The sequence below is a fragment of the Bacteroidia bacterium genome (genome assembly GCA_016218155.1).
In the GTDB taxonomy this organism is placed as follows: domain Bacteria; phylum Bacteroidota; class Bacteroidia; order Bacteroidales; family GWA2-32-17; genus GWA2-32-17.
On sequence record JACREQ010000011.1, the window covers coordinates 40,920 to 55,878 of the forward strand.

At 29.3% G+C, this 14,959-nt stretch carries 14 protein-coding genes; 11 read left to right on the forward strand and 3 right to left on the reverse strand.

What is annotated here, in order from left to right:
* Positions 1 to 27: 27 nt before the first annotated feature.
* The 6 genes from HY951_01500 to HY951_01525 all read left to right on the forward strand — a co-directional run bounded on the left by HY951_01500 (position 28) and on the right by HY951_01525 (position 5,190).
* Positions 28 to 675, forward strand: a complete 648-nt coding sequence (locus tag HY951_01500) for a protein-L-isoaspartate(D-aspartate) O-methyltransferase (GenBank protein MBI5538705.1) — start codon at positions 28 to 30, stop codon at positions 673 to 675.
* Entirely contained in the window at positions 672 to 1,313 is a 642-nt protein-coding gene (locus HY951_01505; protein ID MBI5538706.1) for an MBL fold metallo-hydrolase, read from the forward strand. The genes HY951_01500 and HY951_01505 overlap by 4 nt, the downstream gene beginning before the upstream one ends.
* A gap of 102 nt (positions 1,314 to 1,415) precedes the next feature.
* Positions 1,416 to 2,114, forward strand: coding sequence for a hypothetical protein (locus HY951_01510; GenBank protein ID MBI5538707.1), 699 nt, complete (start codon positions 1,416 to 1,418; stop codon positions 2,112 to 2,114).
* Between the two features lie 48 nt (positions 2,115 to 2,162).
* Positions 2,163 to 3,266: an AI-2E family transporter gene (locus tag HY951_01515; GenBank protein ID MBI5538708.1), complete on the forward strand. Its 1,104-nt coding sequence runs from the start codon at positions 2,163 to 2,165 to the stop codon at positions 3,264 to 3,266.
* Between the two features lie 53 nt (positions 3,267 to 3,319).
* Positions 3,320 to 4,153 carry a gliding motility-associated C-terminal domain-containing protein gene (locus HY951_01520; protein ID MBI5538709.1) on the forward strand — a complete coding sequence of 278 codons (834 nt, stop codon included), beginning with the start codon at positions 3,320 to 3,322 and terminating at the stop codon, positions 4,151 to 4,153.
* Between the two features lie 8 nt (positions 4,154 to 4,161).
* Positions 4,162 to 5,190: a glycosyltransferase family 9 protein gene (locus HY951_01525; GenBank protein MBI5538710.1), complete on the forward strand. Its 1,029-nt coding sequence runs from the start codon at positions 4,162 to 4,164 to the stop codon at positions 5,188 to 5,190.
* Here HY951_01525 and HY951_01530 read toward each other — a convergent pair.
* From HY951_01530 to prmA, 3 genes are read right to left on the reverse strand one after another with little or no spacing between them, the layout of a single operon-like run.
* A complete protein-coding gene (locus HY951_01530; protein ID MBI5538711.1) occupies positions 5,179 to 5,694 on the reverse strand; it encodes a hypothetical protein in 516 nt (171 codons plus the stop codon). The genes HY951_01525 and HY951_01530 overlap by 12 nt on opposite strands.
* 47 nt (positions 5,695 to 5,741) lie before the next feature.
* On the reverse strand, positions 5,742 to 10,325 hold the full coding sequence (locus HY951_01535) for a hypothetical protein (protein ID MBI5538712.1): 4,584 nt from the start codon (positions 10,323 to 10,325) through the stop codon (positions 5,742 to 5,744).
* 1 nt (position 10,326) lies between these two features.
* Positions 10,327 to 11,163 carry a 50S ribosomal protein L11 methyltransferase gene (gene prmA / locus HY951_01540; GenBank protein MBI5538713.1) on the reverse strand — a complete coding sequence of 279 codons (837 nt, stop codon included), beginning with the start codon at positions 11,161 to 11,163 and terminating at the stop codon, positions 10,327 to 10,329.
* 161 nt (positions 11,164 to 11,324) lie between these two features.
* Between prmA and HY951_01545 the strand changes: the two genes are divergently transcribed.
* The 5 genes from HY951_01545 (at position 11,325) to HY951_01565 (ending at position 14,939) form a co-directional block, all read left to right on the forward strand.
* Positions 11,325 to 11,579: a DNA-binding protein gene (locus HY951_01545; GenBank protein ID MBI5538714.1), complete on the forward strand. Its 255-nt coding sequence runs from the start codon at positions 11,325 to 11,327 to the stop codon at positions 11,577 to 11,579.
* 119 nt (positions 11,580 to 11,698) lie between these two features.
* A complete protein-coding gene (locus HY951_01550; GenBank protein ID MBI5538715.1) occupies positions 11,699 to 12,490 on the forward strand; it encodes a serine acetyltransferase in 792 nt (263 codons plus the stop codon).
* A gap of 104 nt (positions 12,491 to 12,594) precedes the next feature.
* A complete protein-coding gene (locus HY951_01555; protein ID MBI5538716.1) occupies positions 12,595 to 13,770 on the forward strand; it encodes a T9SS type A sorting domain-containing protein in 1,176 nt (391 codons plus the stop codon).
* Positions 13,771 to 13,784: 14 nt separating this feature from the next.
* Positions 13,785 to 14,375, forward strand: a complete 591-nt coding sequence (locus HY951_01560; GenBank protein ID MBI5538717.1) for a TetR/AcrR family transcriptional regulator — start codon at positions 13,785 to 13,787, stop codon at positions 14,373 to 14,375.
* 87 nt (positions 14,376 to 14,462) lie between these two features.
* Entirely contained in the window at positions 14,463 to 14,939 is a 477-nt protein-coding gene (locus HY951_01565; protein MBI5538718.1) for a pyridoxamine 5'-phosphate oxidase family protein, read from the forward strand.
* Positions 14,940 to 14,959: the final 20 nt, after the last annotated feature.

Here is a 14,959-nt window from a genome sequence, read left to right on the forward strand (position 1 = left end):
TATTTTTGCAATTACATATTTTTATTGATGGAAGATTCATACGTACATAAAGGTTTAAGAAGAAAATTAGTTCAGGAATTAACAGCTCGAAATCTGTTTTCTAGTGAATTAATGGATGCTTTTATGCGTGTACCACGACATTTATTTATGGCAAAGGGGCTCGAAAAAATGGCATATAAAGATCAAGCTTTGCCTATTGCTTCAGGTCAAACAATTTCTCAACCTTTTACAGTAGCATTTCAAACTCATTTATTAGAAATAAAGCAAGGTGATAAGATACTTGAAATTGGCACTGGAAGCGGATATCAGACTGCTATTTTGCTTGAAATGGGTGCAAAGGTTTTTTCAATTGAAAGGCAAAAAGAATTATTTGATGTAACTCAGGTTCTATTAGCAAAATTAAATTACCGTCCTCAGTTATTTTATGGTGATGGTTACTTAGGACAGCCAACATATAGTCCTTTTGATAAAATTATTATTACTGCAGGTGCACCTTATATTCCCGAACCATTAAAACAACAGTTAAAAATTGGCGGAAGAATGGTTGTTCCTGTTGGCGATAAAGCTCAAAAGATGATATTACTAATTAAGAAAGATGAAAATAATTTTGAGGTAACAGAACATGGTGTTTTTCAATTTGTGCCGTTACTTCAAGGAAAATCGCAAAACAAATGATAAAAGTTAAAGATTTTGTATTTAACCCAATACAAGTAAATTCTTACGTGATTTACGCTGAAAATAAAGATTGTTTAATTGTTGATCCGGGATGTAATTCTGAGTCAGAATTTCAAAAATTATTTAGCTTTATTGATGAAAATGAACTTAAACCTAAAGGAATAATTATTACACATTTTCATTTTGATCATGTAATGGGCTGTGCTGGAGTTGTTAGGAAATATAGCCTTTCAATATCAGGTCATGCTGATTATAAGTTATTGTTTAAGCATATGGATGTTAAGATGCAAGCACAGTTATTTAATTTTGATTTTGAAATGCCTCCTTTGCCGAAAAATGAATTAAAACATGATGATGAAATATTATTAGGTAATAATGTTATTAAAATTATTCATGTACCTGGTCATAGTCCTTGTGGTATTGCATTGTATTCAGAAGCCGATAAGTTTGTTATTGTTGGTGATATACTATTTGAAGGTAGTATAGGGAGGACAGATTTGTATATGGGTGATACAGGTCTTTTAGTAGGAGGTATTCAAAAGAAACTTTTTTGTCTTGATGATGAAACAAAGGTTTATTCTGGTCATGGTTATACTACAACTATTGGAAAAGAGAAAAGAACAAATCCTTTTTTCTGAAACTAGTTTTTATTTTATTATAGTATATTGTTGCTAATTTTTTATTGTAAACGTAACGAAAACCCCATTTTACAAGTATAAATCTAAGTTAAATGAAAATTTATGGTTAGTAGAATACTTATTTTATTTATTTGCTTATGTTCTGTTATTCCTGCTTTTACACAGGAGGCAGATTCGTCAAAATCAAAATGGAGTTTTAATGTTTCTGCTGATATTGTTAGTCGTTATGTTTGGCGTGGGAGTGATTTTGGTAATTCGCCTGCAATACAACCTGATTTAGAAATATCGTATGGGAATTTTACATTAGGAACATGGGGATCTGCAACTTTTTCTTCTTTTAGTTTACAGGAAACCGATTTATTTGTAAGTTTTGAGTTTTGGAAATTTAAATTTTCGTGTTGGGACTATTTTTATATGAATATGGATACTGTAGGCAATAGTTACTTTAAATATTCAGAAAAGGAAACGGGACATGATTTTAGTTTTGATACAGAATTTAAATTATCTGAAAAAATTCCATTAAAGCTTTTGTTGTCATATAATTTCTATGGTGCAGATACATTACATACTTCATATTTCGAATTGTCTTATTCATTAAAAAAGAAAATTCCTCTTGAAATTCTTGCTGGATTTACACCTTCTGAGGGTTGGTATGGTAATGGACCTGGTTTTGTAAATCTTGGATTTTCAATGAAAAAAGAATGTAAAATCTCAGATGATTATTCGCTTCCTGTATATTGTAAAATAATATTTAACCCTCAAAAAGAGAACATTCATTTGGTTGCTGGAATTACATTTTAGTATTTAAACTTTTTTTTATTTTAGTAAAATGGCTACTTTTACCTTGCAATGAATAAGAAAACTAAATATATTTTAATAGCAGCAATTGTTTTAATTGTTGGATTATGCGTGTGGTTTCTTGGTAACATTATAGCTTATATATTAGTTGGCCTTGTATTGTCATTAATTTTACAGCCTATAACAAGATTGCTGAATAAGATTAGAATAAAGAAATTTGTTTTACCAAAATTTGTTAGTGCCATAATTACATTGATTCTTTTCTGGGCTGTTGTAATTCTGTTTTTCAGATTAATGGTTCCGCTTATTGCTTCAGAAGCTCAACAAATTTCCTCTATAGATCCGAATAAAATTGTTGCAAATCTCGATCAGCCAATTCAGCAGGTAACCAAAGTGTTATCGGATTTAAATATATATACTAATACAGAGAAAAGTTTAACAGATGAGGTAGTAAATAAGATAATGGGAATTGTGAACTTCTCTGATTTTTCTGTTTTCTTTAGTTCTATAGCAAATACTTTGGGAAGCATTTTGGTAGCTTTTTTTGCAATTACTTTTATTACTTTCTTTTTTTTATTGGACGACAGGTTATTTATTAAACTTTTTCTTGCATTTGCTACTGTTGAATATGAATCAGAAGTAAAGCACGCAATTTTATCTATTAAGAAACTTTTATTACGGTATTTCTTAGGAATTATTTTCGATATGTTTGTTGTTTTTGTACTTACTACTATTGGAATGACTATTCTAGGATTAGGGTTTGAACATGCCTTAGTTTTAGGTTTAGTAGGAGGATTATTTAACATTATCCCATATGTGGGTCCAATTATTTCAATAATTTTTGGAATGTTAATTGGAATATTAACAAATGTTGATGCTAATTTTTATACTGAAACACTTCCTTTGCTACAATGGATGTTTATTGTATATGTTATTATTAATATTCTTGATGCAACTTTAGTGCAGCCATTTATCTTTTCTAACAGCGTAAAAGCACATCCACTTGAGGTTTTTCTTGTGATATTATCAGCAGGAACATTAGCAGGTATACCTGGGATGATATTGGCAATACCGTCATATACAGTACTTAGAGTTATTGCTAAAGAGTTTTTTTATAACTTTAAAATTGTTAAAAAATTAACTAAAAACATTTAAAATAAAAGAAATTAGCAAGTGCATAATTTATATTTTTGCATATTATAAGTAAAATGAATAAGTATATAATCATATTAGTGTTTTCATTTTTTACGATTTCAAATTCTCTATTTGCACAAATTGAGGTAAATTTTAAATCTGACACTACGGTTATATGTGAAGGTGGCTCAATTGTATTTACCGATTTATCTGTAGGAGATACAGTTAAAAACTGGCATTGGAGTTTTGGTGATGGAGGTATTGATTCAATACAAAACCCAATACATACATACTTAAATTCAGGAGTTTATTCTGTCTCTTTAACAGCTTCAAGCTCAAATGCAACTCAAACAAAAACAAAAACAAATTTTATTTTTGTAAGAAAATTTCCTGAGGCAAATTTTAGTTTTACAGATACAATGTATCTTCCTTCATATATTTTTTATTTTCAAGGAACAGTATTAAATAGAGACACATTACCATATAATTATTACTGGAATTTTAATCAGACTTCTTTTGATTTAGGTGATAGTATTGCTATATACACATTTCCAGCTGCTGGAAGTTACGTTGTAAATTTTATTGTAGAAGCAGGCTTAGGATGTACTGATACAATTACAGATACAGTTATGGTAAATGATTTACTTGAAGCGCCAAATATTTTTTCACCAAATGGTGATGGAATAAATGATGTTTTTATAGTGAAATCAAATGGTGTTAATAATTTCGTATTAGATGTTTTTAATAGATGGGGTGCCATAGTATATTCTCAAACTGCAAAAAGATTACAGTGGGATGGGCGTTCATCTGCAGGAGTTCAATTACCATGTGGAACATATTTTTATAATATTACCTCATCTGAAGCAAGTGGATATAAAAAATCCGGAGTTTTACTTCTTGTTAAATAATTCTAGTTTTGAAACGTATTCTAATAAGCCGTATTGATAAAATCGGAGATGTTGTTCTTACTTTACCTTTAGCTGGATATTTAAAATCGATTTTTCCTGATTGTTATATTATTTTTCTTGGAAGAAAATACACTAAACCAATTATAAATGCATGTACAAATATTGATGAGTTTGCCGATTGGGATAATATTTGTGACATGTCATTTTCTAATCAAAAAAGGATTTTTTGTAAGTTTAAAGCAGATATTATAATTCATGTATATCCAAATGCCAAAGTTGCAAGGCTTGCATTTTTAGCGAAAATCCCAATTAGAATAGGCACAAACAGAAGAATTTTTCATTGGTTTTATGCCAATAAACAAGTAAAACTCAGTAGAAAAAAATCTGATTTACATGAGGCTCAATTAAATTTGATTTTAACAGAACCATTGTTTGGTAATTTTGTAGTTCCAGATTTAAAGGAAATTATTGGACTCTATGGTTTCTCTAATTTTGAAATGTTAGAGAATGATTTACATTTTGTAATTAACAATAAGAAATTTAATATCATTCTTCATCCTAAATCAAAAGGAAGTGCGAGAGAGTGGGGATTAGACAGATATTCAGAATTGATAAGATTATTATCTCCTGAAAAATTTAATATAATAGTTGCCGGTACTGATGATGAAGCCAACCAGATGGAGCAATTGTTAAAAGTTTATAGAAATAATATTATAGATATTACTGGAAAGTTAACATTAAGCCAATATATTAGTTTGATTAACCATGCTGATGGATTAGTAGCATGCAGTACAGGTCCTTTACATATTGCTTCTGCAGCAGGAAAATTTGCTATAGGATTATATGCACCAATGAAACCCATTTTTCCTCAGAGATGGGCACCAATTGGTAAAAAGGCAAAATATTTTGTGTTAAATAAAACTTGTGAAAAGTGTCGCAAGTCATTTAACTGTGAATGTATAAGAAGTATTACAGCAAATGAAATTGCTGAATATTTAGAAAATTGTTATCAAGAGAAATTTGGTTTACTCAATTGAAAATTCAAAGTCGTCAACAAAAAAGGTTAATTTATTAGGATTCCATACGAAAGCCCTTAATTCAGTATCAAGTGTAATATTCTTAGGTAAGTCAAATGAAGCAGTTATTTCTGTCCATTCATTTGCTTTAGTTACTATGGTTTTAAAATCGTAGTTTTTCCAATCAACAACCTGAGAATTTAGTAAAGGATTACAAACTATTGATGCGTCAAGGTTTGGAACAGTTGAATACACCCAACATTTTATTGTGATTTTTTTAGGTAACTTATCTGAAATATTTTTAAGTATTGGATTAATTCCTATTCCATATTCAGCAGCAGTATCAAGTTTACTGGAATACAAACCTGAATGTGCATTTCCTTTAAATATAGTATTGGTATTTAACCAAAGATTATTCGCATCTAAATTATTTGATGTACTAAATATTTCGTTTCCTTTTTCTTCTTTTTTTCCGCATCCAAATATTAATACGGAAGCAATGATAAATAAAATAAAGTTTCTCATAATGAATGTATCAATTTTTTTTACAAAAGTAAAAATCAAATTTAAATTTATTGTCCTTCTTCCTTATTTTTATTTTCGTTCTCTTTATCATTTTCTGTTTCATCAGGTTCATTTAGCACCTCATTTTCTTTTAAAGCACGCATTCTTTTTAAGAATTTATTTTTAACAGTAGGGGCTGCCGGATAATAAGAATAAGGTTTTTGTCCCTTGTCCGTATCAACTTTTCTTTGATCTGGCTTAAGTGTTTTAATAACTGTATTGAATTCTTCGTTGCTTGAAACAACCTGCATTACTCCACGAGCATATGAGAAATAATACCATACGGTTTCGTTAAGTTCAAAATAAACAGAGAAAATATCGCCACTTCGTTTTTTTATAATTTCCATATAACCCGGAATTATTTTGTTAACATATTCTTTACCAATGCTTCCAACTCCTAAAAGTGTGTCGGCAACATAAGATTTTGTTGTGGTATTCCAGTTTAATTTTAAATCAGTAAACATTATTGTATGTTCAAGTTCTTTTGGCATTTTTTTGAATTTTCCCAGACTGTATTCAGAAATAAGATCGTTAGCTTTTTCGCGACCAAGAATTTCTGCAATACCTTTCTCAAAAACTTTTCTTGATAAATCAATTGGTTCAAGACCGCTGTATGTGTTTAAATCTTTTGCAAATATTTCCATGCATTTTCCGTCAATAAAAAAGTCAATGCCTAATAACAGGTCAATAAAAATAGAAGATTTTACCAAATCTTCGTTTACATTTCCAACAGTATTTATTGTGCATTGACCAAAATCAACCCCAAGGTTTAATTTACCTTCGCCATACATATTACAAGCTGAACGATGAATACTCAGGTAATCTCCTGGAAGATTAAACTCAACTAATTTTTCTTTATTTGAGATTTTATATTTACTGTCTGTCTTGTCAAATGTTAGGAATCCTTTTGCATTAAATACTGCTATATCACTATAATTTTTACGCTTTGTTAAGAATGCTGGATAAATGTGTGTTGAGTCATTTGTTATATAAAAGCCATTACATACTTTGTTATTGTTAATTTCTTTAAGCGAGTCTCCCATAGGGATGTAAATCTCAGTCGGGTTAATTGTTGATTTAAAGTTAATCCAGTATCTGGATAAGTTTTGACATTCGTGAGAGATTTTTACTGATCCTTCGAACATTAAAAATTGCTCATTTGCATGAAGTATAACATCACCGGTATAACCAAAATTTGGACTCAGTGTAAAGCCCTCTGTAATTCCAATTTTACCTTTGGCGTAAGTTTGATAAGTAGAATCAACGCTAACAACATCCAATTTAATTACCTGTTTGTTCTTTGTTTCATCAACATAATCATATGATCCTGATGAAGAATAATTCTTTCGTCCATATATATTTGTTGTAGCTCCATAAATAGTATGATAACGATTTGTGTTATTTGCAATAATTTTTGATTCTTTTAAAGTTTGCATTGCAGCTTGTTTTTCTATAACAACCTTACCATCTCCAGGATAAATAGTAGCATCTGCTACTCTAATAAATTTTACTTCGTTTGCAGCTATAATATATTTTTTCAGATTATATTTAGCCGAAGGTGCAACAAAAGTTAGAGAATCCTGATTTGGATGGGTAGATATAAACTGTGATCCTTTTAACTGAACATCCTCAAGTTCTGTAGGGCTCATGTTTGCACTGTTTTCAGGTAAAGTAGCTAATGCTTTTTTACTTGCACTCATTTCAATCTCATCTTTATCCATAAACCATGTAAATTGATCCATATAACAGATGTATTGATTTTTTGGAAATTCTACGAATGAAGCTTCTCCATTAGATTGAAATTCTCCTTTTCTTTCTTTAAAATCAATATGTGAGTTTACATTGTTAGTTTTAAATGCAAAATCAGTCATATCTGCAGTTTTAAGATTAAAATTAGATGTGTCAGCATCTACTATATGTTCCTTGAAATTGAACATTTTTGAAGTAAGTTCTGCAGTAGAAAAATCAAGTTTTCCCCAACCCGAGAGACCAGTTGGTTCAATTTGTATAGTACCTGTAAATGTTGCTTGATCATCATACATTTTGAATGGTTTAGTAGTATTTGTAATAAACATTCTATCGTTATTTGGCATCCAATGAACATATATATTTTCACCTTTTACTGAAGCATATTCAACTCCTTTTGCCTGCTTTTCAATTTCAAATATTTTTGCTGTAGTGTTCATTGAATCGGGGAAGAAAAGAAAATTGTCTGATGTAGCTTTAGCTGTTAAGAATTTTAATTCACCATCACCTCTTAAGCCTTTGTTACTAAGGAAAATTTCTTTTTTGTAATTTCCTTTTCCTCCATATGTTTGAAACCCTTCTATTGGAGTTTGACGTTTAAAACCAAGAGAATAGTCAGGTTGCACACTTATGGTTTCATCAAATGGTGGAAATATACCTGCTGAAACAAAGTGCCCCTTAAACAGTAAATTTTTCTTAGTAAGTATACCTATACTGTCAATTGTATAAGGATAAATCTGGAAATAAAAATTATCCCTTTTATATACACCAGTTTGAATAGAGTTATCATCATAAAAAACATAAGAATCTTTTTTACTGTTAAAAACAGGGAATTGTGGGTATTTTTTAACTCCTGATTTATTTGTCATGTCATCAATTAATAATTCGCCTGTTGCATTTTCAATTACAGAAATTAAATCCTTTTGAACAACAGCACCATATTGATCTAATTCGTCGGTTCTGACTCGCATCTTAATTGTTTTAATATCTGTCAGATTAAGTTTAAATTTGTTATAACTAAATGAAAAATTAGAACCTATAAATAAAAATAATCCAGCTCTTACTTTACCGTCAAAAACAAAATCTCTGTTTCTTTTTATTGTAATTTCCTGATCTTTAGGAAAAATAGCAACATTTTGAGAATCAGAAAGATATATTTCCTGCACTCCTTTCATTTTTAAATTAAAATCCAAAAGACTTAACATTGCATTATTGTCATTTTCTTCAACTGTAGACATAAAACTTATTGCATCATAATCTCTTTGCCCAACACTGCATTTAAGATAGTTAAAAGTTTTTTCCATCACTGTAACCTGACCAGTTACAATTGAGTATGAGATAAATCCCTTAAATGCAAGGTTTAACAGATATTGTTTTGTTGCAGGTATCGATGCTTTTATGAAATCTGCAAATTGAGAGTCTGTAAATTTTCTGGAATTAATTTTTTTACTTAGATTTCTTAAATTTTGAAGTGGGTTTACTATATCCATTCCTTGTAATTCAAGGTATCTGTTTCTGCTAAAAAAATCGACTGATTCAAATTTTGCAATTTTGTTAGTTGTTTTTGGAATTGGTTTAAAATTTATTTTTGGGTCACCAAGTTTCCATGTTAAATATGGGAAGTCTAGTTCTAAATTATGATATGTGTCAAAGTAAGGACTTCTTGACATTCCTTCATCGTTTCTAATCAGTGATACTTCTTTTCGTTCTTCGCTATACTTAAATAAAAGACCAGGATGATAAATAGAATCGGTATCTAATCTAAATGTTATAGCTGCATTCTGACCAATAATACCATCGTTATTAAATACAAATGTTTTGGTGGCTGCTATAAAAAATAATGTATCATTTCTTAATATTTTTATCATTGCAAGATCATCATCTGTACCCTCACCAATAAATTTAGAACCTTTCATTGTAAAACCTCCATCATAGTTCATCCCCGGATAAATATTATTTATTTTATATCTTTTAGAATATGAAATAAACTGTGGGTAATTCGCATTGGTTGAATCTGCATCTGCCATTACTTTTTCACGTAGCTTTCCTAAAAGTGGATCTTTAAAATAACGTGTATTTATAAAAATAACAGAGTCTGCTTCAAAAGAAGATTTTGTCATATCTATACTATAATTTTGAAAATTAGCATAGACTTCATTTTCTTTGAAACCTGTTCTTACCCAGTTTAGTTTTCCACCTTGTCCTTTCCAATTACGTGTTAATGCATTGTAAATCCCTTGAGTGTTGTATATATTTGAGCTATCTTTTTTTGCATAACAAGTTAAATTTGAGGGGCCTATTGTAATAATAATATTTTCTCCATCGAAATAATATTTAATGTCTTTTGTATTTGTTTTCCATTTTGTTGTTAAGGATTTGTAAATATTGCCTTTGCTAATTAATCCTGCAGAATTTTCTAAAAAAATATCAATTGAATTTAGAGTAATATTTTTTTTCTGACACATATATACTAATCCTTTATCCCAGTTTTCATAACTGGATTTATTATGGTTGGCAGTACTAAATGCCATCAAACTCTGTAAGTATTCTTGAAAGTGAGGGAATGCTAATGCACGTTTTTTTAATAATTCATTAGAAGTTTGAATTATGTTTTTCTTTTCGTTTTCATTAAAATAAGAACCATTAAATGTTAAAGTAAATATTTCAATTAATTCTTTGCCTTCTTTTTTATCTTTTGCTTCTAAAAAATCTTTCATGTCTGCAAGATAGCCTGGAAAATCGCTTCTGAAATTTTTTAATTGCTGAGCACAAGTATTATTAAAACTAAAAACTAAACCTGCACACAAAAAAAGAAATAATAGTTTCTGCATATTATTATTTTTCATTTTATTTTTTTTCGAAAATTGCTGCAACCCAATTGTTTTTATTAACTGTTTTAATTGGAAATAATTGAAATTTTTCGGCTTTTTTCCAAAGAATATCTATATCTGATTCTAAAAACCCACTTATAACCAAATTACTATTTTGTTTTAGATGTTTATTATATGTGCCAATATCTTCTAATAATACATTCCTGTTAATATTTGCAAAAATGATATCATATGTTTCATAAGGAATATTAGCAGCTGTACCTTTTATTACATCAATATTTATACAATTATTTTTTTTAGAGTTTTCAATTGAGTTTTCATATGCCCATTCATCAAAATCTATTGCAGTAATCTTTTTGGCATTTTTCAATGAAGAAAGAATTGCTAGAATGCCCGTTCCGCAGCCCATATCAAGAATAATCTTATTTGTTATTTCCATTTCAAGAATAAGTTCAACCATTAACGAAGTAGTTGAATGATGACCTGTACCAAATGACATTTTTGGCTCAATAACAATATCGAAATCTGTTTTTGGAGTATTTGTATGAAATGGTGCTCTTATCAGACATTTATCTGAAATAATTGTAAAGGGATATGATTTTTCCCATTCTTCGTTCCAGTTTTTTTCTGGAAGTGAACATAATTTTGTTTCAACAGTAAGGTTGTTCTGAAATGAATTGCAAATACTTTGTAAGTTCTCGATTGAAAATAAACTTTCAGGAATATATGCTTTTAATTCGTTTTCAGTTTGCCAATACGAGTCAAAATTATTTTCATTTAAAACAGCAATTAATAATTCCTCATTTTCTGTTGAATAAGGTTTTATGATAAATGATACTTCTATATATTTCATTTGTTATTTAGTTCTGCGAGCATAAAGATAAAAATAATTAATTAATGTGTTGGGGAACTTTTTAAACATCCTTTTACTAAATTAATACGTCTGTTAAAATAAATGAGAGATTAATTGCGAATTAAAAAAATAACTACTTTTAAAAACTTAAACTTACAAAAGTGAAAACTATTTCATTTAATGAATTAAGGCGTATAAAAGATCGTTTGCCAAACGGAAGTATGCAAATAATAGCAGACACTCTTGATATTAGTCTGGAAACTGTTCGTAACTATTTTGGTGGTACCGATTACGAAAAAGGAGAAATTGTAGGTATTCATACCGAAAAAGGTCCAGATGGCGGAATAGTGATTCTGGATGATACTACAATATTAGAAGTTGCAATGAAAATTTTAAAGGAAAAAAATTTAAATTAAAGTTTGTTGTGGAAAAGAAGGAAGTAAATGCAAGTGTGAGTGATATTTTACTTGATACTACATCAAAATTAGCGCAGCCAGAGTCGTATGAAACTGTTTATAAAATTCCATTACATGGCATGCCAATGCCAGATTCTGAAGTCTTAGTCGAAATTGTAAATACTCTTCGTCAGATTATTTTTCCTGGATATTTTGGAACCTCTAATGTAAATGCTGGAAATATTAGCTTTTATACAGGTGTAAATATCGATAAGGTTCATAAATTACTTTCCCAGCAAATATTAAGAGGGTTATGCTTTGATTGTGGTCAGGAGAATAAAAATAGTTGTAAGGATTGTGAAGATAAAGCTGAAAGATTATCGGCAAAATTTATTTCTCTATTACCAAAAATAAGAGAAAAACTTTCTACTGATGTTAAGGCAATGTATGATGGAGATCCTGCAGCTAAGAGCTTTGGCGAAATTATTTATTGTTATCCTGCTATTAGAGCTATTACCAATTATAGGTTAGCACACGAACTTTTAAAACTTGAAGTTCCTTTGATACCTAGAATAATCTCCGAACTTGCGCATTCAGAAACTGGAATTGATATTCATCCGGGTGCAACAATTGGAGGATATTTTGCAATCGACCATGGAACGGGTGTTGTAATTGGTGAAACCTGTGTTATTGGTAATAATGTAAAAATTTATCAGGGTGTAACCTTAGGGGCAAAAAGTTTTCCGCTTGATGAAAATGGTAATCCTATTAAGGGAATTCCTCGCCATCCTATTGTAGAGGATAATGTTGTAATTTATGCAGAAGCTACAATTTTAGGTAGAATTTGTATTGGTAAAAATGCAATTATTAGCGGAAATATGTGGATTACACAGGATGTGCCTGCCAACTCTAGAATGACCCCAACTACTTAGTTTATTTAGTGAAAAAAACATTTTAAATATTTATTGTTTTTGATTAAAAATATTTTAACTTTGAACCGATATGTTAAAATATTCAAAAACATAAATCGCTTAATATGAAAAACACTAGCATGATTATTTTCAGCATTTCAACTATTTTATTATTGTTGCAAACAATTGTCGGTAAATCACAAGTTTATTCTATAGGTCATAAATCTATTACATATACCGATCCTGCAAGAAGTAACAGAAGTGTTCCCTGCGAAATTTATTATCCTTCGAATACCGCTGGTGAAAACACGCCAATTGCAAATGGACAGTTTCCATTAGTTGTTTTCGGACACGGATTTGTAATGGGCTTTGATGCGTATCAAATATACTGGGATTCAATAGTTCCTAAAGGTTATATTATGGTTTTTCCAACTACTGAAGGTTCTATCTTTCCAACTCCAAATCACTTAACATTTGGACTAGATTTAGCATTTGCAGTAACAAAAATGCAAACAGAAGGTAATTTAAGTTCATCATTTTTTTATCAGAAAATAGCTACTACATCCGCAATACTTGGTCACTCAATGGGGGGTAAATGTTCAGTTATTGCTTCATCAAATAATACAAATATAACTACTACTGTTTCTTTTGGAATGTCAAATAGTAATTCTCCGGATGCTATCTTAAATTATGCTCCATCTGTAACTGTTCCTGCAATTGTTTTTTCAGGAGCAAACGATTGTGTTGCTGTTCCTGCAGATAATCAGGTGCCATTATATAATGCACTTGGCTCACAATGTAAAACTTTTATTAGTGTTACAGGCGGAAGCCATTGCCAGTTTGCTGAATCAAATTTCAATTGTAATTTTGGTGAATCTACCTGTTCTCCAAGCCCTACTATTACAAGAGACGAACAATATGCAGAAGTTTTTTCGTTGCTTTTACCATATTTAGATTTTATGCTAAAAAATAATTCATCTGCTGAAGCACTTTTTATAAATAGATTATCAACTAATACAGGTATTACATATTTAAGAAATTGCTTAACTTCTACAAATAATATTAAAAATATAGATAACCAAAATTTTACTTTTAATCCAAATCCGGTAGAAAATTTTGTAAAATTTGAAATGCTTAATATTAAATTGCCCATACAATTAATTATTACTGATATGACAGGTAGAAAAATTTTATCAGATTTAATTAATTACACACATGAAATTGTAAATTTGTTGGTATTAGAATCTGGAACTTACCTGGTTCATATAGATAATGTTACTAGAATTTTAATTAAAAGGTAAAATATTTTATTAATATGGAAGTAAATAATAAAGATAAGGCTAGAGATAATATAATTAAGGCTGCGATAGTTGTTTTTGGTAAATATGGTTATAAAAAAGCTACATTAGATGATATCGGGAATGTAGTAGGGAAGGGTAAAACAGGATTGTATTATTATTTTAAAAATAAAGAAGATGTTTTTAAAGCTGTTATTGAGAAGGAAGCTAACGAACTTGCCTTAGCAATTAATAATGCAGTTAATAATAGTTTAACTCCATCAGAAAAATTAAAAGCATATTTTTTTACAAGAATGAATACTTTATTAAAAGTGTCTATATTTTATGATGCTATGAAAAATGAATTATTAGACAATCTGCAATTTATTAATCAAACAAGATTAATGTATGATAAAGCAGAATTGCAATTAGTAAAACAAATTTTATTAGATGGAGTTAAACAGAATTATTTTGATATTGAAAATTTGGAAATAACTGCAAATACTATTGTTACAGCATTAAAAGGGCTTGAAATTCCATTTTTTGTGCAAAATGGAAATGCTGATTTTGAAAAAAACATTGAAAATTTATTTAATCTGATTTGCTTTGGTTTAGTAAAAAGAAATTGATTTAGTGTAATATGTTTTTATTAATTTAGGTAGGGTTGGTTATTTAATAGCCAACCTTTTTTTATCTTTAAGCAAAAAATAACAAATATGCATATAAGAGATAAGGCAATTAAAGATATTACTTTGCAAACAGAATTATTTGAAGTAATTAGTAAATGTAATGTATGTCATGTTGGTTTTGTAGATGGTAATAAGCCATATGTTTTGGGTTTTAATTTCGGTTTTGATGGGAAATCAATTTATTTGCATTGTGCAAAAGAGGGTTATAAATTGGATATTTTAGCAAAAAACAATCAGGTTTGTGTTGAGTTTGATACTGATCACGATGTTTTTGCAAGGCATAAAGAAGTTGCATGTAGTTGGAGAATGCGTTACAGAAGTGTTGTTGCATGGGGAAAAGCTGAGATAATAACAGATTATAATGAAAAAGTAGAAGGACTAAAGATTTTTATGAAGAATTATTCAGATTTAAATTTTGATTTTTCAGTTCCTTCAATAAATAACATTAACGTAATTAAGATACAGGTTGATAAAATGACTGGAAGAAAGTTTGAATATTTATAAAAATTTAATGTAATAATGCT

Excerpts from the sequence above, each read along its gene's own strand:
- HY951_01560 (MBI5538717.1), top strand. The coding sequence starts at position 13,785 with ATGGAAGTAAATAATAAAGATAAGGCTAGAGATAATATAATTAAGGCT.
- HY951_01515 (MBI5538708.1), top strand. The coding sequence starts at position 2,163 with ATGAATAAGAAAACTAAATATATTTTAATAGCAGCAATTGTTTTAATT.
- HY951_01535 (MBI5538712.1), bottom strand. The coding sequence starts at position 10,325 with ATGAAAAATAATAATATGCAGAAACTATTATTTCTTTTTTTGTGTGCA.
- HY951_01555 (MBI5538716.1), top strand. The coding sequence starts at position 12,595 with ATGAAAAACACTAGCATGATTATTTTCAGCATTTCAACTATTTTATTA.
- HY951_01505 (MBI5538706.1), top strand. The coding sequence starts at position 672 with ATGATAAAAGTTAAAGATTTTGTATTTAACCCAATACAAGTAAATTCT.
- HY951_01520 (MBI5538709.1), top strand. The coding sequence starts at position 3,320 with ATGAATAAGTATATAATCATATTAGTGTTTTCATTTTTTACGATTTCA.
- HY951_01530 (MBI5538711.1), bottom strand. The coding sequence starts at position 5,694 with ATGAGAAACTTTATTTTATTTATCATTGCTTCCGTATTAATATTTGGA.
- prmA (MBI5538713.1), bottom strand. The coding sequence starts at position 11,163 with ATGAAATATATAGAAGTATCATTTATCATAAAACCTTATTCAACAGAA.
- HY951_01565 (MBI5538718.1), top strand. The coding sequence starts at position 14,463 with ATGCATATAAGAGATAAGGCAATTAAAGATATTACTTTGCAAACAGAA.
- HY951_01550 (MBI5538715.1), top strand. The coding sequence starts at position 11,699 with ATGCCAATGCCAGATTCTGAAGTCTTAGTCGAAATTGTAAATACTCTT.
- HY951_01500 (MBI5538705.1), top strand. The coding sequence starts at position 28 with ATGGAAGATTCATACGTACATAAAGGTTTAAGAAGAAAATTAGTTCAG.
- HY951_01510 (MBI5538707.1), top strand. The coding sequence starts at position 1,416 with ATGGTTAGTAGAATACTTATTTTATTTATTTGCTTATGTTCTGTTATT.